Here is a 24,454-nt window from a genome sequence, read left to right on the forward strand (position 1 = left end):
AGAAAAGTCGTCCAGATGGCACTCGCCTAAGCTCGAGAGCGTGCCGAACACGCCAGATCATGTCGACGTCCTGATCATCGGTGCCGGTCTGTCCGGCATCGGTGCCGCCTGCCATATACGGAAGAAGTTCCCCACTCGCAGCATCGCGATTCTCGAAGCCAGGTCGGCCTCAGGCGGGACGTGGGACCTTTTCCGGTACCCCGGGATCAGATCGGACTCCGACATGTTCACCCTCGGATACCGCTTCCGCCCGTGGTCGGGCGACAAAGCCATCGCCGACGGACCGTCGATTCTGCAGTACGTGCGCGACACCGCCGACGAGTACGGCATCGACAACGACATCCGATACAACAGCCGTGCTGTCCGGGCCGAATGGTTCACCACGTCGCAGTCCTGGACCGTGACGGTAGAGCACACCGACACAGGTGAAACCTCCTCTCTCACTGCGGGATTCGTGATGTCATGCAGCGGTTACTACCGATACGACGAGGGTTACACGCCGGAATTCGCCGGCGTCGAGGACTTCGAGGGCACCATCGTCCATCCTCAGCACTGGCCCGACGACCTCGACTACACCGACAAGCAGGTCGTGATCATCGGCAGCGGTGCCACAGCTGTCACCCTGGCGCCGTCGATGGCCGCGGACGCGGCGCACGTGACCCTGCTGCAGCGGTCACCGTCGTACATCATCTCGGTTCCGGCCGAGGACGCCCTGGCCAACCGGTTGCGCCGTGTGCTCCCTGCGCCCATCGCGTACTCGGTCTCCCGTGGCAAGGCGATCGCGGTGTCGACCGCGCTGTATCAACTCTGCCGGAGATTCCCGAACTTCATGCGTGCCCGCATCCGCGACATGCAGATACGTCAACTGCCGGATGTCGATGTCGACACCCACTTCAACCCGCGGTACAACCCTTGGGATCAGCGACTCTGCCTCGTCCCGAACAGCGATCTCTTCCGGGCGATCCGCCGCGGTTCGGTGTCGATGGCAACCGACACGATCTCGAGGTTCACCCCTGGCGGGATCGATCTGGAATCGGGACAAAAGCTGTCGGCCGACGTCATCGTCACCGCGACCGGACTCAACCTGCTCGCGCTCGGTGGCCTGACTTTCGTCGTCGACGGCGATGAGGTCATCCTCCCCGAGACGATGACCTACAAGGGGTTGATGCTCAGCGGCATCCCGAACTTCGCCTACATCGTCGGCTACACCAACGCGTCCTGGACCTTGAAGGCAGATCTGGTGTGCGACTACGTGTGCCGACTGCTCCGGCACATGGACACAGGCGGGTACGGCAGCGTGGTCGCCAGGAGAGATCCGTCGGTGAAAGAAGAACCCTTCCTCGATTTCGCTGCCGGTTACGTGCTGAGGTCGGTGAACACCTTCCCGCACCAGGGTTCACGGGCACCGTGGCGTCTCCGGATGAACTACTACCGCGACGTGTTCACGCTGCGCCGGGGTTCCGTTGCGGACGGCGCCGTCGAATTCGCACCGAAGCGGGCCGAGCTGACGGACGCCTGAGGAGCGCCCTCAGGACCCTGTCAGACGTCGCACCAACCAGGTGTAGACGGCGTCGCTGTTGAGCAGGGTGAAGTGATGTGCCGAGGCGAGGTGCATGCCGGCATCTTCGGCAAACCCGATGTTGCGGCGCCGATCTCGGCCACCGGCGCTGCCGTGGAGGACGAGCCCGTCGCCGATCACCCGACCGAGGGGGTGGCTCGGGCTCCTGGTGATGGTTGCCGACACGAAACTGTGCTGGGCACCGACATGCAGGGGCACCTCGGCGATCGCCGCCTGGCGCAAGGCGTCGAGATCCCGATCATGCCAGTCCTCGTCCACCAGCGACCCGGCGTGCAGATCACGGATACCGCCGCTGCGGCGATGGAGCAGGTTGCCCAGCGGCCGTGCCTCGGGGATGCGCCGGAGCGCCGCCGTCGCGAGATGAACAGTCTGCGCCAGAGGTGCGCCCAGGTGCGGCGACCCGAGGCAGACGATGTGACGGACCTTGGTCGCCCACTCGTGGTCCGCCAGAGCAGCTTGATGACATGCACTGCGTGCCACCAGACCGCCCATCGAATGACCCACCAGAACGATCTGATCCACCGGAACCGGCCAGTTCGCCACCACCTCGGCAATGAGCCGCCCCAGGTCCGCCCCGTTTTCCGAGATATGCCTACCCGTGTTGTAACGGATTTGCAGGTCCGTGCACTCCAGGTCGCTCGCCAGCCGGTTGCCGTAGGTCGGGGTTCCACCGATCTCCCAGGCGAACTCCGTCTCCATCAGTCCGTGGAGGAAGAAGACGAGATCGGGGGTCGCATCCGGGTGGTCACGCGCCAACGACTCCCGGTCCGGTCGGCAGGCCTTGCCGTCAATCCTCAGCGACATCTCCTGGGCGAGTGGCGACTGCGCGTCGGCAAGGGCGTCCCCGATCAACCCGGTCAGCGCACCCAATGCGACCGCACCTCGCTTGGTCTCCGACAACGCCGAACCATGCCCGTCTATGGTCCGCGATGCGACCCCTGCGGCGAGCGAACAGCCTGCGGCGATCGAACGGTAGGTTCCCCCGGCGATGGTGTTGTGCATCAGCTGCGTCGGTGCGGCGAACCCACCCACTCCCAATCGGACCGCGGAGAACACCCGATCGGCGATGGCCCGGTGCATCGCGCCTATTCCCCGAGTTGCCTTGCCGACCTCGGTGAACGCCAGTTCCGCGAGAGCCCGGACCTCGTCGGCCTCGACGTCCCGTCTTGTATCGATGACACCAACCATGAATCTCAGTGTACAGTCGTACACTCGATTGTCATGTGCGATGGTGGCAGCGAGCCCCGCGGAAGTACCACCGAGCAACCCTGCGAGGCCGATCCGGGGTTACCGTCGCCTCATGGGAACTGCCGCGGTCGGACGCTCCTCGACCACACTCGTGATGGTCGTCGCCATCCTCGCGTCGTTCGTTGCGTTCTTGGACGGGTCGGTGGTCAATCTGGCCCTGCCGGCGATCTCCGAGGACCTGGGCGGCGGGCTGGCAACCCAGCAGTGGGTCGTAGACGCCTACCTGCTCACGCTCGGGGCCTTGATACTCGTTGCCGGAGCGATTTCTGATGCGTTCGGGCGGCTGCCGGTACTGCGTATAGGTCTGATCGTGTTCGGACTGGCGTCGCTCGCCTGCACCCTCGCCCCCACGGCGGGGGTCCTCATCGCCGCTCGTGGGTTCCAGGGGGTCGGTGCGGCACTCCTGGTCCCGAGTTCGCTTGCGCTGATCAACTCCGGCGTCGGACCAGACGAGCAACCAAAGGCCATCGGCACGTGGACCGCATGGACGGGGACAGCCTTCGTCGTGGGCCCACTCCTGGGCGGAGTCCTGGTGGACACCCTCAACTGGCGCTGGATCTTTGCGGTCAACGTCGTGCCGGTCGTCGTGACGCTCATTCTGTCCAAGCGGCTAGTCGAGCCGCCGCGGACGGCGACACGACCCCGCATCGACGTGCCCGGCGCAGTCCTCGCCGCCGCGGGTCTGGCGGGAACCGTGTACGCACTCATCGAAGGGCAGCGATTGGGACTCGCCGAACCCCTTGTGGCCGTTGCCCTCGGCATCGGTGTCGCGTGTCTGCTCGGACTGGCGTGGCGCGAGACGCACACCGATCACCCCATGATCCCGCTGCGAATGTTCACGGTCAGGAACTTCGGGGTCGGGAACCTGGCCACCACCTTCATCTACGCGGGGGTGTCGATGGGGATGCTCGTCGTCGCCTTGTTCCTGCAAGAGGTCGCGGGATTCTCAGCGCTGACTGCAGGTCTGGCGACCCTGCCGGTGCCCGTGCTCTCGTTTGTCATCGCACGCCCGGTCGGCGTGCTCGCGGGGAGGTACGGCCCGCACCTGTTCATGGCTGTCGGACCCATCGTCGCCGGGGTCGGCTTCCTGCTGATGCTCACCACAGGACCGGACTTCCAATTCTGGACTCAGATGTTCCCGGGACTCGTCCTGTTCGGCATCGGCCTCTCGGTCACCGTCACCCCACTCACCTCGGCAATACTCGCGGCCGTCGATCGAGAACAGAGCGGGATCGGTTCCGCCATCAACAACGCGATCTCCAGGGTCGCCGGTCTGGTGGCCGTGGCCTGCACAGGAATCGTCGTGAGTGGTCAGCTCGACTACTCAGGTTTTCGCCGGGTCGCGCTGGTGACCGCACTGCTGTTCATCGCCGGCGGCGTCGTCTCCGCGGTGGGGATACGGAACGGCGAACACCATCCCGACCGCGTCACCCCGGAGGCCGCGGCCGCCTGCTGCGACAAGGTCACCGCCCCACCCCGATGATGGGTTGTTTCGGCGAACATAACCCCAGGTCAGCTTCGCCAAAACAACACATTTTGGGGTGGCCGGGTGGAAACATCGGATCAATGGCCCACCTGTTGAACGAATCCGAGATAACCCAGGCACTCGCCGATCTGGCGAGCTGGACCCGCGAGGGAGACTCCCTCACCCGGACCGTCGACTGCCCCGACTTTCCGGCAGCCATTGCGTTCGTGGTCCGGGTGGCCGATGCCGCCGAAGCGGCCGACCACCACCCGGACATCGACATCCGTTGGCGCAAGGTCACCTTCACCCTGAGCACCCACTCCGAGGGCGGAATCACCGGTAAGGACACCCAGCTTGCGCACCAGATCGACGACCTGGAGCCCTAGAGCTCACCTGGTCAGTGCGGCGTACCTGGCGATGTGCTGATCAGCGGAACCGAACTCGTACTCGATTGCCGTCAGCCGCTTGAAGTAGTGCCCGATCGCCAGTTCCTCGGTCATACCCATTCCGCCGTGCAGCTGCACCGCATTCTGGCCGATGAAGCGTGCTGAGCGACCGATCGTCGCCTTTGCGGCCGACACTGCCAGGGCGCGATCCACTCGCTCGCCGTCGAGGTTGAGAACGGCCAGGTACACCGCCGCCGTCGATTGCTCCAGCTCCATGTACATGTCGACCATTCGATGTTGCAGGGCCTGGAAGCTACCGATCGCCTGGCCGAACTGCTGGCGCTGTTTGGCGTATTCGACGGTGTCGTTCAACACCTTCCGCATCAGTCCGACAGCCTCGGACGAGACAGCGGTAGTCGCCTCGTCGACGGCGCGGTCGATGGACTCCCACGCCTGCCCTTCCGCACCGATCAATGCGTCGGCAGGGACTCGGACATCGGTGAACGTCAGGTCGGACGCCTGCCGGTCATCGATGGTGCGATAGGAATGGACTTCCAGCCCGGCCTCGGGCGCGGCGGCGTCGAACTCGACAAGGAACAAAGAGATACCGTCGGTGTCACGCTGCCCACCGCCCGTGCGGGCGGTCACCAGTAGGTGGTTCGCCAGCGGCGCGCTGCTCACAACCACCTTGGCGCCGTTGATGATCCACGAGTCGCCGTCTTTTCGGGCAGTGGTGCTGATGTCGGAATAATTGTGACCCGACGTGGGCTCGGTCGCTGCGAATGCAGTGATGGCCTCACCCGCGACGATCTGTTCGAGTACGGCGTTGGCTCGCTCGCCGCCGCCACGTTGTAACAGCCCGGCGCCGAACACCACGGTGTCGACGAATGGTTCGACCACGAGGGCATGACCCAGCGCTTCGGTAACGATCATCAGTTCGACCGGCCCGCCACCGATCCCACCGTCGGATTCGGGAAGGGTGGCACCCAGGATGCCCAGTTCTTCTGCGAAGCTGCGCCAGATCTTCGGTTGCCAGCCCGCACCTGTCTTCGCGGCAGCACGACTCGATGCGAGGTCGTAGCGGCCGGCCAAGAACTTGGCGAGTCCGTCGCGCAGCAGTTCCTGTTCTTTGGTGAGTGTGAAGTCCATCAGAGCCCCAATGCTGCTTTGGCGAGTATGTTTCGCTGAATCTCGTTGCTACCGGCGTAGATCGAGCCGGCTCGATCGTTGAAGTAGCGCAGCGGTGCCACCGCCTCCCACGACTCGCCACTGACGTACCCGTCCTCCGGGGCCGTGAACTCGGCGATGGGTCCGCCCGGTGCCGCGGCGTGGGGCTGGTAGACCCGGCCGCGGGGCCCGGCGGCCTCGAGGGTCAGCTCTGTCAGCTTCTGACTGAGTTCGGTCGCAAGCACTTTGAGCATCGACGACGCGGGCCCCGGGTTCTTTCCCGCAGCCATCGCCGAGAGAGTCCGATACTCCAGGATCTCCAGCACCTTGGTGCGGATCCTCGCTTCCGCGAGCTTGTTCGCGAACGCCGGATCGTCGAGCAACGCGCCGCCGTTCGGGCCCGATTGCTCTGCCGCCGCCGTGGCCAGCGACTCCGCCATCACCTGCAGCGCAGGCGCAGCCGCACCCCCACCACGTTCGAAGACGAGCAAGTACTTCGCGACTGTCCAGCCGTCGTCGATCTTGCCGAGCACGTTCGCCTTCGGAACCCTGACATTGTCGAAGAAAACCTGATTCTGAACCTGCTCCCCCGACGTCATCACCAGGGGACGAACCTCGATACCCGGTGACGTCATGTCGATGAGCACAAACGTGATCCCGACCTGCTTCTTCTCCTGACGCGAGGTCCGGACGAGCGCGAACATCCAATTGGCCTCGGTCGCATGGGTGGTCCAGATCTTGCTGCCGGTGCAGACGAGGTGGTCGCCATCGTCGACTGCCGCCATCGACAGCGACGCGAGGTCGGATCCCGCCTCGGGCTCGGAATATCCCTGACAGAAAAAGACATCGCCGGTGAGAATTCCCGGCAGAAAGTAGTTCTTCTGCTCTTCGGTACCGAAGGCTGTGATCGCGTGCGAGACCATCCTGATGCCCATCGGCGACAGCGACGGAGCTCCGGCGAGAATCGATTCGCGGCTGAAGATGTAGTGCTGGGTGAGGCTCCAGTCGCACCCACCGTGCTCGACCGGCCACGCCGGTGCGGCCCAGCCGCGCTCGTGGAGGATGCGCTGCCATTCCATGCTGGCCTCGTGGTCCGAGTACACGCTCGTCATCAAACGGCCCGCGCGCCGTAGATCCGGTGTCAGTTTCTCGTCGAGAAACGACCTGACTTCGTCCCTGAAGGCCAAGTCGTCCGCTGACCAGTCCAAATCCATCTGCGCTCCCTGCATGTGACACCCGATTGACCGATCGATCAGTCAGAGACAAAATCTACTTATGTCTCATGAGGCCGTCAACAGTCCCCCGCGGCGGGCCCGCATCGCGCAGAGCGATGTGATCGATGTGGCGTACGACTGGTTTCGGACCGGGCAGCGGGTCGATGTCGGTCGTCTCGCCCGGGAACTCGGTATCGGCCGGGCCACGGTCTACCGATGGTGGTCCGGACGGGAGGTGATCCTGGGCGAAGTGGTCTGGAGGATCCTGATCGAGGCCATCGATCGGGTGGAGGCGAGAAGAACCGGTACCGATGCCGGGCATTTCGTCGAGAACTTCGGCCGGATGGCCGAGATGGTCCGCACCTACGAACCTCTCGAACGATTCGTCGCAGACGATCCCGAGTACGCCCTACGGGTGCTGACCTCCCGCTACAGCGTTGTTCAGGGCAGGTTGATCGAGTGGACCGTCGACCGATTGGGCCGCATTCCTGAAATCAGATCTCACACCGACGTCGACGACCTGGCGTATGCGATTGTCCGCGTTGGCGAGTCGTTCATCTGGAGCGACATGATCACAGGACAGCCTCCGCAGCCAGACAAGGCGACCGCGATGGTCAGACTTCTCGTCGCAGGTGCCTGCTCTCCATTACCATTGCCTGGTGGCCCCCACGTCCGTTGACGAGCGACAGGGCCCCGCGTGAGCGACTGGCACGCCGGTGGCCGTCTCTGGAACTCGAGGCCGTCGCGATACATACGCAGTGCGCCGGGCACCTTCATCTGGCTGGCGGTGTTGCTGGCGACCACCATCATTCAGCATTCGGTGACACCCGAACGTCTGCAGAAGATCCTGGGCGCTCAGTCGACCAACATCCGTCACCTCGGCGACGATCCGGTGCACGTCCTGATCACCAGCCTGTTCTGGCTCGACGGATACTATTGGTTGCCGTACCTGTTGTTGTATTGCATCTTTCACGTTCCGGCCGAGCGTTGGCTGGGCACTCGACTCTGGCTCGCCGTCGGCCTCATCGCCCACGTGTGTGCAACGTTCGTCAGCGAGGGTGTGTTGTATTGGGCCATCGAGCACGACCGGGCGTCGGAAACTCTGGTGAATGTCAGAGACATCGGGGTCAGCTACTTTCTCGCCGGGATCGTCGGCGTGTTGACTTTCCACATCGCGAGACCGTGGCGATGGTTGTATCTCTCCGTGATGCTCGCCCTGTTCTGTGCACCGTTGCTGGCGGATGTGACCTTCACCGGTATCGGTCACCTCAGTTCACTACTGATAGGCCTGGCCTGCTATCCGCTGATCAAGTCCCGCCCGCAGGTCCAGTGGTCGCCTGCGGAGTCGCTTGCGCGCTTTCGCACTCAGGCGCGACCGACGGTAGGGTCGACACCAGCAGAGGAGGACGAGCTGTGACCGAAATACGTTGGGCCACATTCGATTGTTACGGAACTCTGATCGACTGGCGACACGGGATCGCCACCGGGATCGAGCTGATCTTTCCCGGGCGAGGGCGCGAACTACTCGAGACGTTCAATCGGCACGAACCTGCAATACAGGCCGAAACTCCTACGCTGCGGTACCGCGACGTTCTCACCGAGGCGTTTCGGCGCACCGCGGACGAGGCGGGGCTCACCTTGCTCGCAGACGACGCTGACGTACTGGCGGCGTCCATTCCGTACTGGCCCGCATTCGACGACACCGCGGCAGAATTGCAGCGCCTCCGGGACGCGGGGTGGCGATTGGCGTTGTTGACCAACTGTGATCGCGACATCATCGGAGCAGCGCAGCGACGACTGCGAACACCCGTCGATGCGATCGTCACAGCCGAAGACGTGGGCGCCTACAAGCCCGATCACAGACACTTCCAGCGGTTCGCCGAGACCTTCGACACCCAACCTGGAAACTGGGTCCATGTGGCGCAGAGCTACTTCCATGACATGGTGCCCGCGGCTGCGCTCGGGATACCGCGGGTGTGGGTCAATCGCCGCGCCGAGGACGATGACCCGACGATCGCCGACGCCGTGGTCGCCGACCTGAGCCGGCTCACCGAAACAGTGATCGAGGTCGGAGACGCAGCGCAGCGGAGCTCGACCAGCTGAGGTGACGCGACGTCGCGCGGATGTGTAGTCCACGGAAGTGCCGGGTACTCGCCGTCAGACGCCGAAGCGCACCGCTCTCGACGAGATGAACGAAAGGCGATGATGACTCAGTATCGAGTACTCAATCCCGATGAAGAAGTAATCGACACCAAAGACTTCAACAACGCCGAGGATGCTTACCACTGGTTCGCCGAGAAAGAGGTCCCGTCCGGTGAGCTCGGGTACCGGATGGAAGTGAACTCGGACGGCAACTGGAAGATGTTCGACCAGACCGACGGAACACGCTCACGCGACTGATCTGGTCCACGGCGGCGCCAACACTGACCTGAGGGTCGGGGGTTGGCGCCGCCGGCGTTTTCCCTTTCCCGGACAACACGAGTCCTCAGCAGACCCCATGTCACTGCCGTCGGAATTCGTTTTCGTTTGTTAAGCTCTCGGCGAGCACAGGGCGGCGTTTGGCACGGCCTGGCGGCCGAAAGGGTCAAACAGTTGCTATCCCGACGTCGTCGGCGCAATGCGGTGCGCGGGATGGTGATGGCGCTGACTGCGGCCACTCTCGCCGCCTGCGGCGCCGAAAGACCCGAAGTTCTCCTGGGCATCACCCAGGCCAATCAGACCATCGAGACCTCGGACCCTCCGCCAGAAAAGAAGGATGATTCCGGCCCCCAGCGGACCGCCGGCAATGTCCCGATGGAGGTCTTGGCCCCGGGCGAGAAGCCTCCGCAATTCGTGCTCTTCTCGTTCGACGGTGTCGGGGTCTCCGAGAACTGGGATCTGTTCCTCGAAACGGCCAAGAGTTCGGATTCGCGCTTCACCGCGTTGATGACCGGGTTGTATTTCCTCGCCGACGACCACAAGAAGGAGTACCAGGGTCCCGGATACCAACCCGGCGAATCCTCCCTGGCATTCGGTGGCAGCAAGGCCGAGGTCGTCGAGCAGGTCGAATACCTCAATCGCACCTGGTACGACGGACACGAGATGGGCACCCACTACGTCGGGCACTTCTGCGCTGGAACGAAGAATCCCGGCAAGGACTGGAGCACGGCCGAGTGGAATCACGAACTCGACCAGTTCTTCCGCCTGATGACCGACTGGAAGAGCATCAACAACCTTCTTGACGCCCCGGATCTCGCGTTCGGCGCAGACGTCGTGAAGGGCGGTCGCACCCCGTGCCTCGAAGGCGGGATGGGCCAGCTGTTTCCTGCGCTGGGTCAGCACAACATGACGTGGGATTCCTCGAAGTCTGCGCGTCAACCCGGAATTTACTGGCCGACGAAGGTCGGCAGCATCTGGGAGTTCCCGATCCCGTACACCTGGTCGCCGCCGCTGAACCATCGGCAAACCGCGCTGGATTACAACTACTGGTACACGTTCAACCAGGCCAAGGACGCTCCCGGCAAAGCGCCACAGATACGCAAGATCGTCAAAGAATCCTATGACTACATGTTCATGCGCGCCTACGAGGGCAACAGGGCGCCGTTGGTGATCGCCAACCACTTCAACGACTGGAGTGGCAACGCCTTCAATCCCGCCACCGCCGACTTCATGAGTGAGGTCTGCGTGAAGCCCGAAACCATCTGCGCGACGTACCAGGACGTGATCGCATGGATGGAACTCCAGGATCCGCAGGTTCTCGGAGTCTGGGAAGACATGCCTCCGGTGGCCGTTGATGCGGACAGCTGAAAACAGAAAGGTGCCCGCCGATGCGTCGTCGTAGCGCTCAGATCTTCACCTCCTTTGCGACCGTAGGTCTCGTACTGGTGGCCGGATGCTCGGACGATGGCGGGGCCTCGTCGGAGCAGACCACCTCGGCGTCCGTCCAGGACGACGCCAAGGTCACGTCGCTGTCCGAGGTCACCGTGCAGCGGATCGACTACCCGACGCTCGATGGCACCGACCCCGAACAGAATTGGGGCGATCTCTATCTGCCTGCGGGCCCGCAGAACGTCGATTCGATCCCGCTGGTGGTCTTGATCCACGGTGGCGCCTGGCAATCCCAGCTCGGGGCCAACATGTTCGACCCCTTTGCGCGAGATCTCGCCGCCAAGGGCATGGCGGTCTACAACATCGAGTACCGGCGGGTCGGCTCCGGCGGTGGATGGCCGACGACGTTCGAAGACGTTTCTCAGGCACTCGACAACGTCGTCGCGATCGACAAGAAGTTCCCTCAACTCGAAACCACCGACGCGCTCGTCGTCGGCCACAGCGCCGGCGCGCAACTCGCGGTCTGGGGCGGGACCAGGCACAAACTGGAGTCCGACGAGGTGGGCAGCAACCCGAAGTTCCGGCCTACCAAGGTGATCTCGCTGGCCGGCCCCCTCGACATGGTGCAGGCGGTGAAGAACGGCGACGATCGCATCGTGACCGCGCTCGGAGGTACGCCGGAACAGGTACCGGACCGCTACAAGTCCGTTGATCCGATCCAGAACATCGACCCCGGCACCCCGGTCATCGCGGTTCACGGCACGGCCGACACGGTGGTGTTGCCGTCGCTGTCGCAGCGTTATGTCGACGCGGTCGACAAGCAGAACGGCACGGGCAGGGTCGTTCTGCTCGAGGGCGAGGATCACGGGTCGATCGTCACGTCCACCAAACCCGTCTACGGCCAGGTGATCGACATCATCACCGATGCCTCGAGCAAGAAGGCAGCAGACCTCGACGAATGAGACGGCGACCGGTCAGCGGCGGATGCCGGTGACCATGAGGTACTCCCACTTCATGACCCCGTTGTGCAGGGCGTCCTCGGCCAGATCGGCCAGCGCCTGGTCGAGAGCCGCGGTTGCTTCGGCATCACCACCGATGTTTCGGTAGACGGAGATCGTCGGACCGTAGGTGGTCTTGAAGAAGTCCCTGAACTCCTGGCCGGATTCGAACCGGTCGACTTCGAGAGTCCGGTGCACCACGGACAATTGATCGACTCGGCCGGCGAACAACGTACGCAGGTGCTCCTCGTCGCCCCACAGCGGCGGTGGCTGTGCGCCCGGCGGCGGGGCGGGCGCGTACGGCTTCATGGCGGCGAACATACGACCGATGAAGCCTGCCGGTGTCCAGTTGATGAGCCCGACCCGACCACCGATCCGACACACACGGATCAACTCGTCGGCCGACGCTTGGTGATGTGGCGCGAACATCACACCCACGCAGGACATGACGACATCGAAGCTCCTGTCGGCGAAGGGTAGTGATTGGGCGTCGGCCTCTCGCCAGCTGAGCTGGACGTGCTCTTCCGCGGCGAGTTGGCGCCCCGCCTCGAAGAGCTCGGGCGTGAGGTCGGATGCCACCACGTCGGCGCCTTTTCGGGCAGCTGGTATCGAGGCGTTCCCGCTTCCTGCCGCGATGTCGAGGACGTACTCACCCGCACGGATTCCGATGGCCTCGACCAACGTCGGTCCCAGGGCTGCGATCACCTGCGTCGCGACGGCCGGATAGTCACCGGACGCCCACATCGCGCGATGCCTGACCAACAGGTCGCCGGCGAAGTCTACGGTCTTGTCCGTCATGAACTTTCTCCTCTGCTGTCTGCGGCGGCCCGGCGGCCGGCCGTTTTCAGCATGGGCCGTCCCCACGCGTGGGAACCAGTGCCAGATCTGTACTGCCGCCGCTTTCGAATCTGTACTGGTCGTACTCCCCCGAGCAGTGTGTACTGGGTGGAGATCAAGGAGTCGCAATGTCCGGATACGGTCAGTTCTGCCCCGTCGCCAAGGCCATGGAAGTGCTCGACGAGCGTTGGACGCTGTTGGTGGTGCGCGAACTCCTCGCCGGTAGTTCTCATTTCAACGAGTTGCGGCGCGGGGTCCCCAAGATGTCACCGGCGCTGTTGTCGAAACGCCTCCGAACACTGGAACGGGCCGGTGTGATCGACCGCCGGCTCGACGGCGGCCGAACCCGCTACGAGCTGACCGACAGTGGGCGCGAACTGTCGACGGTCGTGGAGGCGCTGAACGCCTGGGGTGTGCGGTGGATCGGCGGATTGGGTGATGCCGACCTCGATCCTCATCTGCTGATGTGGGACATGCGCCGCAACGTGGATGTCGCACGGTGGCCGCGCTCGCGTACCGTCGTCACGTTTGAGCTCAGCGGGGTTCAGTCGGCAGTGTCGAGATGGTGGCTGGTCGTCTCCGACGGCGACGCCGACATCTGCGACTATGACCCCGGCTTCGACGTCACCGCCACAGTGACATCGAGCCTGCGCGAGCTCACCGCGATCTGGCGAGGGGACGTGAGCTGGGCCGGTGCCCTGCGCAGCGGTGGCGTACAGATCATCGCCGGCCGCGAGATCAGCACAAGCGTCCCGGAGTGGCTGGGACAGGGGCGCATGGCGCAGATCCCGCGCCCGGGTTGAATCTCGTTACAGCAGGCCGGCTTCTGAACCGACCTGGAGCGTGCGCTCGGACAAATTGTCGATCAGCGCAGCGGTGGGTCCGCCGTCGCGCGAGGCATTGCGTGGGTCGTTCATCAACCGCCGCAGGATGCCTTCCGCGATGATCGTCAGCCGCCACAGGCCCATGGTGTGCCAGTAGCCCGCGGCGCTCACGTCGCGTCCCGTTGCCGAGGCATAGGCATCGATGACCTCTGCTCGGGCCGGAAATCCCGGCAGCGTGGGAACGGTCGACAGCGCGGCAACCGGATCGGTGGATTGCGGCCAGAATGCCAACAGGTTGCCCAGATCGGCGAGTGGGTCGCCCAGGGTGCACAGTTCCCAATCCACGACGCCGATCACCTCGCCATCCGAGGACGACGTGATCACGTTGCTCAGATGATAATCACCGTGCACGAGGGTCAGCTCGGTCTGTTCGGGTGCATGCTTCGCGAGCGCTTCGGCGACGCGCGTAACCGCCTGGACGTCTCGGGTTTTCGACTTTTCCCATTGACCGGTCCACCGTTTGAGCAATCGTGCCGCGTACGGTTTGTGGCTGGCCAGATCGTTCAGCCCGACGGACTCGAGATCGATCGCATGGATTGTTCCGAGCGCCTTCGGCAGCGACAGGCCGATGCGTCGCCGGTGCTCCTCGGTCAGCGTCTCGGCAACGGCCCGGTCGTCGATCACCGCGCCGTCGATAAAACTCATCAAAACCAGTGGGGCATCGGTGATATCGGGATCATCCGTTGTGGCGATCATCCGCGGTACCGGGACCGGTGTGTCCTGCAGGGCGGACATGATGCGGTGTTCGCGTAGAACGTCGTGCGCGGAGGCGAGCAAGGTGCCCAGCGGTGGTCGACGCAGCACCCACTTGTTGCCGTCGGCGTCGGAGACCAGGAACGTCAGGTTCGATTGGCCGTTACCGATCCGCTGAAACGACAGTGGCGGTGCAGCAGACACCCCTGAGCCGACGATCCAGTTGGTGACCGCCTCGGTGTCGATCCCGACCGGGGCGTTCATGCCGACTTTCCGGTGGTGCGGTACCGACCGAGTTCCTGTCGGGCAATACTGCGTTTGTGCACCTCGTCGGGTCCATCGGCCAGGCGCAGCGTGCGCAGGTGCGCGTACATACTGGCAAGTGGGAAGTCATCGGACACCCCTCCGCCTCCATGCACCTGGATGGCACGATCGACGATCTTGAGCGCCATGTTGGGAGCTGCGACCTTGATCGCGGAGATCTCAGTGCGCGCCTGCTTGTTTCCCACCGTGTCCATGAGCCACGCTGCCTTCAGCGTGAGCAATCGGGTCATCTCGATCTCGATCCGGGCCTCGGCAACCCAATCCTGGATGTTGGCCTGCGCGGCCAGCGGCTTGCCGAACGCAACCCGCGACGAGGCGCGCTCACACAGCAGTTCGAGAGCCCGTTCCGCCATCCCGATCGCGCGCATACAGTGATGGATGCGGCCGGGACCGAGCCTGGCCTGCCCGATCATGAAACCGGCACCTGCACCGGCAAGGACGTCGGCGTCCGGGACACGCACATTCTCGAACACCACCTCCGCATGCCCTTCGCGATCCTGGTAGCCGAAGACGGGAAGGTTGCGGATCAACTGCACGCCGGGCGCGTCGATCGGAACGACCATCATCGACTGCTGTGCATGAGCGGCCGCGTCCGGATCGGTTTTGCCCATCACGATGAGCACCGCGCAATTGGGATGCAAAGCGCCTGACGTCCACCACTTTCGACCGTTGAGTACCCAGTCGTCGCCGTCGCGGACCATGGACATCTGGATGTTCGTCGCGTCGGAACTGGCGACATCAGGTTCGGTCATCGCAAATGCCGACCGAATGGTCCCGTCCAACAGTGGCTGCAGAAAGCGTTCCTTGTGCTCATCGGTCCCGAACAGCGAGAACACCTCCATGTTCCCGGTGTCGGGGGCAGAGCAGTTGGTGGCCTCAGGCGCCAAACCGGCGCTGCGGCCCATGATCTCGGCCAGTGGCGCGTACTCGGAGTTCGTCAGGCCCGCTCCGTACTGCGGGTCGGGGTGGAAGAGATTCCACAGGCCTCTGGACTTCGCTTCGGCCTTCAGTTCTTCGATGATCGGTGGGTCGAAGTGCGGGTCACCCGATTCCGCCATCTGCTGGGCATAGGTGGCCTCCGCCGGGTAGACGTGGGCGTCCATGAAGTCGAGAAGACGATCCTGAAACTCGAGACAGCGGGGCGAGTAAGCGAAATCCATTGACAATAACCAGCTTTCAGTTGAACGAAAGAGCGGTGATCACGGGTTCGACATCAAGTGTCTTTGGTAGCGGCGCATCCCACCTATCCATCGGTCGTAGTCCGAACCCTTGTTACGGTAGAAGTCGAGCACCTCCGGGTGCGGGAGAATCAAGAACTTCTCCTCCTCCATCGCGGCGAGGACGGCGGTCGCGACCTCGGCCGGACTCAACACGGCGCCTGCGCTCGTCACCGCGCTCGCGGCGACGGACGCGCCCGGTTGATCGGTCTGGAAGCCAGATCTGAGGAGCTTGGTCTCGACGCCCATCGGGCACAGGCAACTCACGGCCACCCCTTGGTCTCCGTACGTCACCGACAGCCATTCAGCGAACCCGACTGCCGCATGTTTGGAGACCGAATACGTAGCGGACCCGATCTGGGTGAGCAAACCCGCGGCGGATGCGGTCGACACGAAGTACCCGCCCCCGCGCTCGACCCACTTCGGAACCAGGATCCGGGCAGCACGCACATGCGCCAGCACATTGACACCCAGAGCGATGTCCCATTGGGAATCGGGGGTGTCGAGGCCGAGTCCTGCGGTGGTTCCGGCATTGGCGAAGAAGATGTCGACAGGCCCGAGCTCGGCTTCGGCGCGACCGATGATCTCCTCCAGCACTTCGGGATCCGAGACATCGCCCCCGAACGACAGAGCTCTGGTAGATCCTGCCGCCGAGATCTGCGCGGCTACCGAAGCCGCCGATTCGGCATCGAGGTCGGCGACCACTACGGAGGCACCCGCTTCGGAGAGTGCGTGGGCGAGGGCGGCGCCGATACCGGCTCCCCCTCCGGTGACTACGGCGACTTTCTCTGCGATCTGCACCACATCGATGTTAGGGGGTCGGTCCGCACCTGCGGTTCGAGGTGGCGAAACGACTTCCCCGGACGGCTACGTCTTGTCACACGGTGGTGCCGGCGTGACGTCCTCGAAGAGCGGCGCGCCGATCGGTTCGAGGTACACCACGTCCAGGATTACCGGCTCCTTGCCGAGGTTGCGACCGACGTGGGTATTCGACTTACCGCTCGGTTCGTTGATGAACGCACCGGTGTCGAAGATGACCGGTTTGCAGTCCGACCCCGGATGCGTCAGCGTCCCCGCTTGGACGATCCCGAGCACCGGGCCGTCGTGGTAGTGCCAGCCGGTGGTGCCACCAGGGGCGATCGTGATCTGCTTCGCCACCACGTGAGCCCCGTCAGGAATGAACGGCAGCAATTCGGCGGGGATCTCGATGTCCAGCAACGTCACTCCGCTGATTCCTTCACCGGGCGTAGCCTGTGCGGTCGCCGGGAGCAGTAGTCCGGCCGATAGTGCGACGACAGCCCCGACAGCACTCAGGATTCTCTTCATTGGCAGAGGGTATCCCGCAACGTCGCAGCTCACAGGATGTTCAACGAAAGGGCGTTACCGTCGGTCCGGACTTTCCCGGTACGACTGACCGGCGTCGCTGAAGCCGAACCACGACATCGTGAATCGTGGTGGGCGTACCCGATGTGTCGACGCCGCGGCGAGCGACTACCCGATTGGTTTCCATCGACCAGGCCGCCGCGTCGACCTGCGCGATGATCTCCTCGCCGGTGAAGTAGAGACCGGGATGCCCTGGCCTCGACACACCGGTCTGCAGGTCTGAACGGTCGTGGCCGATCAGCAACAGGTGCCCACCTGGCAGTACGGACGCCGCAGCCCTGTGCACCAGCGTCGCCCGCAGGTCTGCGGGAACGTGCAGGAATTGAGCGCACACGAGGTCGTAGTGATCCGGGGACGGCGTCCACTCGGAGAGGTCGGCCTCGATGGTGGTGATACGTGCTGCGATCTCTGGACCGGCCTGCGCGGCGTACTCGGACACCCGAGTCAACGCGACCGCCGAGAAATCCACGGCATCGACCTTCCAGCCCTGTTGCGCCAGCCAGATCGCGTCGGCGCCTTCTCCGCATCCCAGTTCCGCCGCATGCCCGGCGGGCAGACCTGTTGCCTCCGAACGGAGCAGGGCAGTGGGAAGTCCGCTCCACACCCGATCGCTGCCGCGATACCGCCGGTCCCAGAAGTCTGCGTCGAACCGGCTGCCCATGGTGATCCCTTCTCTGCGTGTGTCTGCGACGATGTCCGGGGAGAAGCGGTGATTCGAGACACTGGTCCCAAGTACACTTCATTCACCGTGGAGCGCCAGCTCCGCCTGCGTCTAGGAGCGATGTGAGACCGTCCGGCACCCGACCGCCCAGACTCGGGCCGTTCACCCGAAATGCGATCGGCACCAGTTCGGCAGAAGCCTTCATGATCATCGCGATCGCCACCATCCTCGTGACCAGGGGCTATCTGTGGGCGACGGACTATCCGCAGGTGGGTGGAGGCTCACTACACATCGCACACGCCCTGTACGGCGGCGCACTCATGATGCTGGCGTTGCTGGTGAGTTGGTGGATGCTCGGATACGGCGCCCGGCTATTTTGTGTTGTGTTCGGCGGCATCGGTTTTGGACTCTTCCTCGACGAGGTCGGCAAGTTCGTGACCAAGGACAACGACTACTTCTACGGCCCCTCGGCCGAGATCATGTATGTGCTGGTCGTGGTCGTGTTGATCCTGGGCAGAATCATGCGGGAGATCCGGCCACTGAGCGCCCACGAGGAGCTCGCCACCGCCGCCGCCATGGCTGCGGACGGGGTCGCGCGGGGCCTACAACCACACCGTCGCGAACTCGGTTTGCGCCTGGTCGAACGCGCAGAAGAAAAGGGCGCCGATCCCGAGACCGCGCAGCACGTACGGAGTCTGCTCATCGGTGCACCCTCGGCGTCTGCACGGTTGTACGCATTGCAGCAGTGGGCACCTCGGCTCATCCCATCCTTCTTTCGCAGCCCCCGCTGGCTACCGATCGTCGGCTGGTCCCTGGTCGTCATCTCCCTCGCCGCGTTGGTGTCCGGTGTCATCGGCATCTGGCTCGACAATCCTTACTACGCGGACGACAACCTCCAGGTCGAACTGGCAGGGGCGGGAGTGGCGGCCTATATCTTGGTCGCCAGCGCCGCCATCACGCTCGCGTTTTCACTGCCTGCGATGATCGCGCGCACACGCACCGCCAAGATCTGGCCATTACAATTTCTGCGGTACGGGGCCCTGACGTTCGCCCTGCTCAACGCCCTTGTCGACTTCGCCACCGAGGGATTCGGAGCGCTTCTCAACCTCACGGTCGGGTTGTTCGCGCTCGCAATCATCTCTTATCAGATCGATGTACGGATCCGCGAGGCCCGGCCGCGGGCGCATGCCGAAGCGATCGCCGCGGAGGCAGCACACGAAGCCGAGGCGAAGGCGCCCGCGCCGGCCCCGACTCACTGAACGCGAACGCTCATCCGAGGTCGCGGGCCAACGCCCGGCCCGCAGCGCGGCCCGAGAAGATGCAGCCGCCGAGGAATGTCCCCTCGAGAGCGTTGTACCCGTGCACTCCGCCCCCGCCGAAGCCCGCGATCTCCCCCGCCGCGTACAGGCCGTCGAATGCGCTTCCGTCGGCCCGGATCACCTGGGAGTCGAGATTGGTCTCGAGCCCACCCAGCGTCTTCCTGGTCACCAGATGCAATCGCACCGCGATCATCGGACCGTATTTCGGATCCTGCAGGCGGTGCGGCTTCGCCACGCGGATGATCTTGTCACTCAGATAATTCCGTGCATTGCGGATCGCCATGATCTGCAGGTCCTTGGTGTATTTGTTCTCCAGTTGCCGATCACGGGCCACGACCTCTGCTTCGATCTGTTCGAAGTCGAGCGTCGGTCCAGTCGTGATCTCGTTCATCCCGGCGACCAGATCACGCAGATTGTCACGGACGACGAAGTCGACACCGTGTGACTTGAACGCCTCCACCGGGCCGGTGGCGCCCTTCTTCACCCGCTGCAGCAGCAGCTTGACGTCCTTGCCGGTGAAGTCGGGGTTCTGCTCTGACCCGGACAGCGCGAACTCCTTCTCGATGATCGCCTGCGTGAGGATGAACCACGTGAAATCGTGACCGCCCCTGGTGATGGTCCCGAGCGTTCCCAGCGAGTCGAATCCCGGGAAGTTGGGCACCGGAAGCCGTTTGCCGGTCGCATCCAGCCACAGCGACGAGGGTCCGGGGATGATGCGAATGGCGTGGTTCGGCCAGATCGGATCCCAGTTCTTGATGCCTTCGGTGTAGTGCCACATCCGATCCCGGTTCACGATGTTGCCGCCCGCACTTTCGGTGATACCCAGCATCCGTCCGTCGACGTGTGCGGGTACCCCGCTGATCATGTGGGCCGGGGCCGGACCGAGACGCTCGGTGGGCCAATTCTTCTTGATCAGCTCGAGATTTCCACCGATTCCGCCGGCCGTGATGACCACCGCCTGCGCTCGCAACTCGAACTCGCCGGCCGCCTCCCGCGTCGATTCCGCGCCGCGCCGCTGCGTGGCGGGCGCCAGCACCGTGCCACGCACGCCCACCGCGGCGCCGTTCTCGACGATGATGTCGTCGACCTGATGCCGGTAGTGAAAGCTCACCAGACCTCTGGCGGCGCCTTCGAGCACAGGTTCGCGGAACACCCGAACCACCTCGGGTCCGGTCCCCCACGTGATGTGGAAACGGGGGACAGAATTCCCATGACCACCGGCAGCCCCGGCGCCGCGTTCGGCCCACCCGACGGTGGCCATCACCTTCAAACCCAGATCGTTCAGGTACGCCCTCTTCTCGCCGGCCGCAAAGTTCACGTACGCCTCGGCCCACTGGCGAGGCCAGTGATCCTCACGGTCGCGATCGAACCCGGCAGAGGAGAACCAATCCTGCCTGGCCAGCTCCACCGAATCCTTGATGCCGAGCCTGCGCTGCTCCGGGGTGTCGACGAGAAACAGCCCTCCGAGGGACCAGAACGCCTGACCACCGAGGTTCTGCTCGTTTTCCTGTTCGAGGATCGCCACCCGCCGTCCGGCTTTGACCAACTCGTGCGCGGCCACCAATCCGGCGAGACCACCACCGACAACGATCACATCCACCTGCTCGGTCATGATGTTCCTCTTCCTCACTGTCATCGGGTTCGTACGTCCGGTCGAGCTCCGTCTCCAGCACGAGCATAGGGAACAGGCCACGAATCACATCCGACTACAGGTGTTTGCCGATTCAGGAGGCAGTGGCCGACGCCCGGGCTGATACTGGGTCCGTGGTGACCAAGGACAACGGCGAGGACGGCGCGGAACGACAACGTTTCCGTAAGCTCGCACAGGCAGCGATGAACGCAGACATCACTGTCGGACAGCTCGATACGATCATGAGCGATCTGGGCAGTGCACTCACCGACTTCGACAGGGCGCTGGGCGGTTTCGACACCACCCTGGACAGTTTCGGGTCGGCCCTCGACGATTTCTCGGCGACCCTGACCCGCGTCGATACGACGGTGACCACGATGATCGGTGTCGTCGAGCGCCTCGAGAAGATCGTGGGCCGTGTCGAGGCGATCGTGGATCTCGCCGAACGAGTGATCGCACCTGTGTCGTCCGCGGAGCACATGTTGCGCGGGTTTCTCGGAATCGGCCGTCGGGCCTGACCCGGTGTCAGTGGTCCATGGACCTCACGGCGCCGACATACTCCGACGGCGTCTGTCCGATGACGGCTTTGAACTCACGGGCCAGGTGGGCCTGATCTGCGTACCCCAACTGCGCGGCGACATCGGCTATCGACGAATCTCCGCGACGCAACGCCAGCGCCGCGTCTTGTAGCCGGCGGCGCTGGATCAGCCATTTCGGGCTGAGGCCCGTCCGGTGGATCGTGAGACGCTGAAGCGCTCTCGTCGACATGTTGACCGAGGCGGCCAGGTCGCCGACCCGGCGAGGACCGTTCTCGTTCTCGACGGCATCGACGATCTGATTGATCAGCACACCCTCATCATCGACGGTCCACTGCCGGCTCCAGCGGTCGAAGAGGTCGGCCACCGTGTCGAATGATTCGCCGCTCGGTGTCTTCTCCGCCGTCATGACCTCGCGGATCCGCGTACTCAACCCACCATCGCACGGGATGGGCAGCGGTTCCCCGATCGGTAGCGCAGGCCCTGTTCGCGAACCACTCGTCATCGAGCGCCCGGTCATGATGGTGATCGCTGCCGGTCGCAACAACACACCCGCTGCCCACCCGGTTGCCTCGAGTTTGCGCTCGGTCGTCCCCTGGCTCACGCAGTAGAGCGCTGCCCGGTCGGGTTCGACGACCACATTCCCACCGGGGTGCTCGAGCACGGGCTGCAGAGCAGGAGTATCGAGATCCCACTGCGCGAACCAGACGTGCCGGAGCAGATCGCCCGGCGGCAACGGCACCCTGGTCAGCCTGACCCCGCCGCGGTCGGGCCGCAGTTCACCTCGGGGAGCAGCGGGTCGCTTCATGACTTTTCCTCCCTGGCGCCGTTCGTTTTCCTTGTCCCACCGCTGGAGCAATCTCGTTCTACGAGAGAGCCATTCGGGCGCGAGCACGGCTCGTGGATGGCCCTCTGCTGGTGGCTGAACCCGAATCCCACTTTGGCCCGAAACCCAGTATGGCCCGAATCCCCAGTATGGCCTGGTTCCGCGCCGACAGGACGGCTCTGAGCCCCATTCACTCGGCGCGCACCGGATCGCCTCGGTTGCTCGATATCGGCGCCGGATCGCTGATCCGCGAAGTAAACTCGGGCACTGGCCGACCGGAGGTGGCGCCGATGTCTCACGATCAAGAAATACTCGCCAGATACGTGCGCCGAGCCGATCGTTTTGCAGACGTCATCGCGGCTGCAGCCCCCGGCCGCTGGTCGGCCCCGTCCCCCTGCCCCGACTGGACGGCAGCTGATGTCGTACAACACGCAGTGGACATGCACGCTGCCATGTTCGCCTCCACCGACCTCTCACTCACGTCGGCGCCACCGGTGCACGAGAACGCGCTCGAAGCGTTCACCAGCGCCCGCGCCGACCTCGAGCGGGCGCTCTTGGACCCTACAGTTGCAGAGCTCGCCGTCCAGACCCCGATGGGCCCGTCGACGTTCGCGGCCCATGTCGATGCGGTGGCAAGCGCCGATCTGGTGATCCATGCCTGGGATCTTGCCCGTGCCCTGGGACTCGACTACTCGATCGACGCTGACGAGCTCGAGAATCAGTGGCAAGGGGCGCAACAGATCCCGGACATCATGCGCCAACCAGGTGCGTTCGGACCCGGAATCGTCGTATTCGGACCCATCGTCGAGGTGCCGGCCGACGCGCCACTTCAGGACCGCACCCTCGGACTGTTGGGCCGTGATCCGTACTGGACGTGAGCTCTGAACCCTCGAGCCCAGCCTGGCCCGCCGCACCTGCGTAGCGTGGGCTCATGGGTATCACGCATTCGAGCATCGTCCCCGCCCCCATCGACGAGGTGTTTGCCTGGCACGGTCGGCCTGGCGCATTCACTCGCCTCGCACCCCCCTGGGGGCCACCATCGCTGGTGCAGGAAGCCGACTCACTCGAAGACGGGACGGCGATTCTGGCGTTTCCGGGCGGACTCAAGTGGGAGGCCAAACATCAGGCCTCCCGGTTCCACCCGCCGAACCAGTTCGTGGACAAACTCGACTCGTGGCCACTGCGAACCATCGTGACCTGGACGCACCATCACGGGTTCTCCGAGGTCGACACCGGCTCGACGCGCGTCACCGATACGGTGAACACCCCTGTTCCGGCAGCTCTACTGCGCTCGATGTTCCGCTACCGGCACCGCCAGCTCGCTGATGATCTCGCGACCCATGCCTGGGCGAAATCGCTGCGAGCGGCTCCGCTGACCGTCGCCATCACCGGGTCGTCGGGGCTGGTCGGCGCTCCCCTGAGCGCTCTGCTGAGCACCGGAGGCCATCGGGTGATCGCCCTGGTCCGGCGCGATCCACAGGGCCCGGATGAACGTCGGTGGGATCCTGACAACCCTGCCGCGGACCTGTTCGACGGAGTGGACGCAGTGGTTCATCTCGCGGGTGAGTCGATCGCGGGGCGTTTCACCGATGACCACAAAAAAGCAGTCCGTGAAAGCCGTATCGAACCGACCGCGGCGCTGGCACGCGTGGCGGCCGCGTCAGATCCCGCTCCGGCGTTCATCAGCGCCTCTGCCGTCGGTTTCTACGGATACGACCGCGGCGACGAAGTTCTCGACGAGAGTTCCTCGCGAGGTGATGGTTTCCTCGCTGATGTCGTCGTGGACTGGGAAGCTGCTGCCACGGCCGCAGACGGCGGCCGCGCGGTGCAGGTGCGCACGGGCATCGTCCAGGCCGCGGCCGGTGGGACGCTTAGGCTGATGCGCCCGTTGTTCACGGTGGGGTTGGGCGGTCGACTCGGCGACGGGCAGCAGTGGCTCCCGTGGATCGGGATCGATGACCTGATCGACATCTACTACCGCGCCATCGTCGACGAACGGGTCGTCGGACCGATCAACGCCGTGGCGCCGAACCCGGTGCGCAACAACGAGTACACCGCGGCTCTGGCATCTGCCGTGCACCGGCCGGCGATCGTCCCGGTGCCGTCGCTGGGTCCGCAGCTCATCCTCGGTTCACAGGGCGCACAAGAACTCGCGCTGGCGAGCCAGCATGTGGTCCCCGAGCGGTTGGCCGAGCTCGGGCATCGGTTCCGGATGCCCGATGTCGGCCAGGCGCTACGTCATCAGCTCGGTGGCGACCCCGACAAGGCCTGACTCGGCCG

At 64.3% G+C, this 24,454-nt stretch carries 25 protein-coding genes; 14 read left to right on the top strand and 11 right to left on the bottom strand.

What is annotated here, in order from left to right:
• The first annotated feature begins 40 nt into the window (after positions 1-40).
• Complete coding sequence (locus tag BH683_RS20140) at positions 41-1,519, top strand: NAD(P)/FAD-dependent oxidoreductase (protein WP_084838055.1); 1,479 nt, start codon at positions 41-43, stop codon at positions 1,517-1,519.
• Between the two features lie 9 nt (positions 1,520-1,528).
• On the opposite strand, the gene BH683_RS20145 is transcribed toward BH683_RS20140, so the two are convergent.
• Positions 1,529-2,767: an alpha/beta hydrolase gene (locus BH683_RS20145; protein WP_084838056.1), complete on the bottom strand. Its 1,239-nt coding sequence runs from the start codon at positions 2,765-2,767 to the stop codon at positions 1,529-1,531.
• Between the two features lie 112 nt (positions 2,768-2,879).
• On the opposite strand from BH683_RS20145, the gene BH683_RS20150 reads away from it, so the two are divergent.
• Together BH683_RS20150 and BH683_RS20155 are read left to right on the top strand one after the other, a co-directional pair.
• Positions 2,880-4,310 (top strand): MFS transporter, encoded by a 1,431-nt coding sequence (locus BH683_RS20150; RefSeq protein ID WP_084838057.1) that lies wholly within the window; start codon positions 2,880-2,882, stop codon positions 4,308-4,310.
• An 83-nt stretch (positions 4,311-4,393) separates the two neighbouring features.
• Positions 4,394-4,678, top strand: coding sequence for a 4a-hydroxytetrahydrobiopterin dehydratase (locus BH683_RS20155; RefSeq protein ID WP_084838058.1), 285 nt, complete (start codon positions 4,394-4,396; stop codon positions 4,676-4,678).
• 3 nt (positions 4,679-4,681) lie between these two features.
• Here BH683_RS20155 and BH683_RS20160 read toward each other — a convergent pair whose 3' ends face one another.
• Both BH683_RS20160 and BH683_RS20165 read right to left on the bottom strand, forming a co-directional pair.
• A complete protein-coding gene (locus BH683_RS20160; protein WP_084838059.1) occupies positions 4,682-5,827 on the bottom strand; it encodes an acyl-CoA dehydrogenase family protein in 1,146 nt (381 codons plus the stop codon).
• Complete coding sequence (locus BH683_RS20165; RefSeq protein WP_084838202.1) at positions 5,827-7,059, bottom strand: acyl-CoA dehydrogenase family protein; 1,233 nt, start codon at positions 7,057-7,059, stop codon at positions 5,827-5,829. The genes BH683_RS20160 and BH683_RS20165 overlap by 1 nt, the downstream gene beginning before the upstream one ends.
• Before the next feature lie 61 nt (positions 7,060-7,120).
• Between BH683_RS20165 and BH683_RS20170 the strand changes: the two genes are divergently transcribed.
• The 6 genes from BH683_RS20170 to BH683_RS20195 all read left to right on the top strand — a co-directional run bounded on the left by BH683_RS20170 (position 7,121) and on the right by BH683_RS20195 (position 11,828).
• Entirely contained in the window at positions 7,121-7,738 is a 618-nt protein-coding gene (locus BH683_RS20170) for a QsdR family transcriptional regulator (protein WP_084838060.1), read from the top strand.
• Between the two features lie 18 nt (positions 7,739-7,756).
• Positions 7,757-8,476 carry a rhomboid-like protein gene (locus tag BH683_RS20175; RefSeq protein WP_084838061.1) on the top strand — a complete coding sequence of 240 codons (720 nt, stop codon included), beginning with the start codon at positions 7,757-7,759 and terminating at the stop codon, positions 8,474-8,476.
• On the top strand, positions 8,473-9,162 hold the full coding sequence (locus BH683_RS20180) for an HAD family hydrolase (protein ID WP_084838062.1): 690 nt from the start codon (positions 8,473-8,475) through the stop codon (positions 9,160-9,162). Before BH683_RS20175 ends, BH683_RS20180 begins: the two co-directional genes overlap by 4 nt.
• A 102-nt stretch (positions 9,163-9,264) precedes the next feature.
• Positions 9,265-9,459, top strand: a complete 195-nt coding sequence (locus BH683_RS20185; RefSeq protein WP_084838203.1) for a hypothetical protein — start codon at positions 9,265-9,267, stop codon at positions 9,457-9,459.
• A 192-nt stretch (positions 9,460-9,651) separates the two neighbouring features.
• A complete protein-coding gene (locus BH683_RS20190; RefSeq protein WP_246833490.1) occupies positions 9,652-10,845 on the top strand; it encodes a polysaccharide deacetylase in 1,194 nt (397 codons plus the stop codon).
• A 20-nt stretch (positions 10,846-10,865) separates the two neighbouring features.
• Positions 10,866-11,828 carry an alpha/beta fold hydrolase gene (locus BH683_RS20195; protein WP_084838063.1) on the top strand — a complete coding sequence of 321 codons (963 nt, stop codon included), beginning with the start codon at positions 10,866-10,868 and terminating at the stop codon, positions 11,826-11,828.
• Between the two features lie 12 nt (positions 11,829-11,840).
• Here the strand turns inward: BH683_RS20195 and BH683_RS20200 are convergent, their stop codons facing one another.
• On the bottom strand, positions 11,841-12,662 hold the full coding sequence (locus BH683_RS20200) for a class I SAM-dependent methyltransferase (protein WP_084838064.1): 822 nt from the start codon (positions 12,660-12,662) through the stop codon (positions 11,841-11,843).
• A 167-nt stretch (positions 12,663-12,829) separates the two neighbouring features.
• Between BH683_RS20200 and BH683_RS20205 the strand changes: the two genes are divergently transcribed.
• Positions 12,830-13,504, top strand: coding sequence for a helix-turn-helix domain-containing protein (locus BH683_RS20205; protein WP_084838065.1), 675 nt, complete (start codon positions 12,830-12,832; stop codon positions 13,502-13,504).
• 6 nt (positions 13,505-13,510) lie between these two features.
• On the opposite strand, the gene BH683_RS20210 is transcribed toward BH683_RS20205, so the two are convergent.
• From BH683_RS20210 to BH683_RS20230, 5 genes are all read right to left on the bottom strand, one after another.
• Positions 13,511-14,542: a phosphotransferase family protein gene (locus tag BH683_RS20210; protein ID WP_084838066.1), complete on the bottom strand. Its 1,032-nt coding sequence runs from the start codon at positions 14,540-14,542 to the stop codon at positions 13,511-13,513.
• Positions 14,539-15,762, bottom strand: a complete 1,224-nt coding sequence (locus BH683_RS20215) for an acyl-CoA dehydrogenase family protein (RefSeq protein WP_084838067.1) — start codon at positions 15,760-15,762, stop codon at positions 14,539-14,541. The genes BH683_RS20210 and BH683_RS20215 overlap by 4 nt, the downstream gene beginning before the upstream one ends.
• Positions 15,763-15,801: 39 nt before the next feature.
• Positions 15,802-16,620, bottom strand: coding sequence for an SDR family oxidoreductase (locus tag BH683_RS20220; RefSeq protein WP_084838205.1), 819 nt, complete (start codon positions 16,618-16,620; stop codon positions 15,802-15,804).
• Positions 16,621-16,686: 66 nt separating this feature from the next.
• Positions 16,687-17,145: a cupin domain-containing protein gene (locus tag BH683_RS20225; protein ID WP_084838068.1), complete on the bottom strand. Its 459-nt coding sequence runs from the start codon at positions 17,143-17,145 to the stop codon at positions 16,687-16,689.
• A gap of 40 nt (positions 17,146-17,185) precedes the next feature.
• Positions 17,186-17,863: a class I SAM-dependent methyltransferase gene (locus tag BH683_RS20230; RefSeq protein ID WP_084838069.1), complete on the bottom strand. Its 678-nt coding sequence runs from the start codon at positions 17,861-17,863 to the stop codon at positions 17,186-17,188.
• Between the two features lie 203 nt (positions 17,864-18,066).
• Here BH683_RS20230 and BH683_RS20235 point away from each other — a divergent pair, with 203 nt between their 5' ends.
• Positions 18,067-19,122, top strand: a complete 1,056-nt coding sequence (locus tag BH683_RS20235) for a hypothetical protein (protein ID WP_246833505.1) — start codon at positions 18,067-18,069, stop codon at positions 19,120-19,122.
• Between the two features lie 10 nt (positions 19,123-19,132).
• Here the strand turns inward: BH683_RS20235 and BH683_RS20240 are convergent, their stop codons facing one another.
• Complete coding sequence (locus BH683_RS20240; RefSeq protein WP_084838071.1) at positions 19,133-20,794, bottom strand: FAD-binding dehydrogenase; 1,662 nt, start codon at positions 20,792-20,794, stop codon at positions 19,133-19,135.
• A 152-nt stretch (positions 20,795-20,946) separates the two neighbouring features.
• Here BH683_RS20240 and BH683_RS20245 point away from each other — a divergent pair, with 152 nt between their 5' ends.
• Entirely contained in the window at positions 20,947-21,330 is a 384-nt protein-coding gene (locus BH683_RS20245) for a hypothetical protein (RefSeq protein WP_084838072.1), read from the top strand.
• A gap of 7 nt (positions 21,331-21,337) precedes the next feature.
• Here the strand turns inward: BH683_RS20245 and BH683_RS20250 are convergent, their stop codons facing one another.
• Complete coding sequence (locus BH683_RS20250) at positions 21,338-22,156, bottom strand: AraC family transcriptional regulator (RefSeq protein ID WP_084838073.1); 819 nt, start codon at positions 22,154-22,156, stop codon at positions 21,338-21,340.
• A gap of 308 nt (positions 22,157-22,464) precedes the next feature.
• Here BH683_RS20250 and BH683_RS20255 point away from each other — a divergent pair, with 308 nt between their 5' ends.
• The gene (locus BH683_RS20255; protein WP_084838206.1) at positions 22,465-23,052 is read left to right on the top strand and encodes a TIGR03086 family metal-binding protein; all 588 of its coding nucleotides are present in this window, start codon (positions 22,465-22,467) and stop codon (positions 23,050-23,052) included.
• Between the two features lie 53 nt (positions 23,053-23,105).
• A complete protein-coding gene (locus BH683_RS20260) occupies positions 23,106-24,446 on the top strand; it encodes a TIGR01777 family oxidoreductase (RefSeq protein WP_084838074.1) in 1,341 nt (446 codons plus the stop codon).
• The last annotated feature ends 8 nt before the right edge of the window (positions 24,447-24,454 follow it).

This window comes from Williamsia sp. 1138 (genome assembly GCF_002095435.2).
Classification (GTDB): domain Bacteria; phylum Actinomycetota; class Actinomycetes; order Mycobacteriales; family Mycobacteriaceae; genus Williamsia.

Excerpts from the sequence above, each read along its gene's own strand:
- BH683_RS20145 (WP_084838056.1), bottom strand. The coding sequence starts at position 2,767 with ATGGTTGGTGTCATCGATACAAGACGGGACGTCGAGGCCGACGAGGTC.
- BH683_RS20150 (WP_084838057.1), top strand. The coding sequence starts at position 2,880 with ATGGGAACTGCCGCGGTCGGACGCTCCTCGACCACACTCGTGATGGTC.
- BH683_RS20155 (WP_084838058.1), top strand. The coding sequence starts at position 4,394 with ATGGCCCACCTGTTGAACGAATCCGAGATAACCCAGGCACTCGCCGAT.
- BH683_RS20160 (WP_084838059.1), bottom strand. The coding sequence starts at position 5,827 with ATGGACTTCACACTCACCAAAGAACAGGAACTGCTGCGCGACGGACTC.
- BH683_RS20165 (WP_084838202.1), bottom strand. The coding sequence starts at position 7,059 with ATGGATTTGGACTGGTCAGCGGACGACTTGGCCTTCAGGGACGAAGTC.
- BH683_RS20170 (WP_084838060.1), top strand. The coding sequence starts at position 7,121 with ATGTCTCATGAGGCCGTCAACAGTCCCCCGCGGCGGGCCCGCATCGCG.
- BH683_RS20185 (WP_084838203.1), top strand. The coding sequence starts at position 9,265 with ATGACTCAGTATCGAGTACTCAATCCCGATGAAGAAGTAATCGACACC.
- BH683_RS20195 (WP_084838063.1), top strand. The coding sequence starts at position 10,866 with ATGCGTCGTCGTAGCGCTCAGATCTTCACCTCCTTTGCGACCGTAGGT.
- BH683_RS20200 (WP_084838064.1), bottom strand. The coding sequence starts at position 12,662 with ATGACGGACAAGACCGTAGACTTCGCCGGCGACCTGTTGGTCAGGCAT.
- BH683_RS20205 (WP_084838065.1), top strand. The coding sequence starts at position 12,830 with ATGTCCGGATACGGTCAGTTCTGCCCCGTCGCCAAGGCCATGGAAGTG.
- BH683_RS20210 (WP_084838066.1), bottom strand. The coding sequence starts at position 14,542 with ATGAACGCCCCGGTCGGGATCGACACCGAGGCGGTCACCAACTGGATC.
- BH683_RS20215 (WP_084838067.1), bottom strand. The coding sequence starts at position 15,762 with ATGGATTTCGCTTACTCGCCCCGCTGTCTCGAGTTTCAGGATCGTCTT.
- BH683_RS20225 (WP_084838068.1), bottom strand. The coding sequence starts at position 17,145 with ATGAAGAGAATCCTGAGTGCTGTCGGGGCTGTCGTCGCACTATCGGCC.
- BH683_RS20230 (WP_084838069.1), bottom strand. The coding sequence starts at position 17,863 with ATGGGCAGCCGGTTCGACGCAGACTTCTGGGACCGGCGGTATCGCGGC.
- BH683_RS20235 (WP_246833505.1), top strand. The coding sequence starts at position 18,067 with ATGATCATCGCGATCGCCACCATCCTCGTGACCAGGGGCTATCTGTGG.
- BH683_RS20240 (WP_084838071.1), bottom strand. The coding sequence starts at position 20,794 with ATGACCGAGCAGGTGGATGTGATCGTTGTCGGTGGTGGTCTCGCCGGA.
- BH683_RS20250 (WP_084838073.1), bottom strand. The coding sequence starts at position 22,156 with ATGAAGCGACCCGCTGCTCCCCGAGGTGAACTGCGGCCCGACCGCGGC.
- BH683_RS20255 (WP_084838206.1), top strand. The coding sequence starts at position 22,465 with ATGTCTCACGATCAAGAAATACTCGCCAGATACGTGCGCCGAGCCGAT.
- BH683_RS20260 (WP_084838074.1), top strand. The coding sequence starts at position 23,106 with ATGGGTATCACGCATTCGAGCATCGTCCCCGCCCCCATCGACGAGGTG.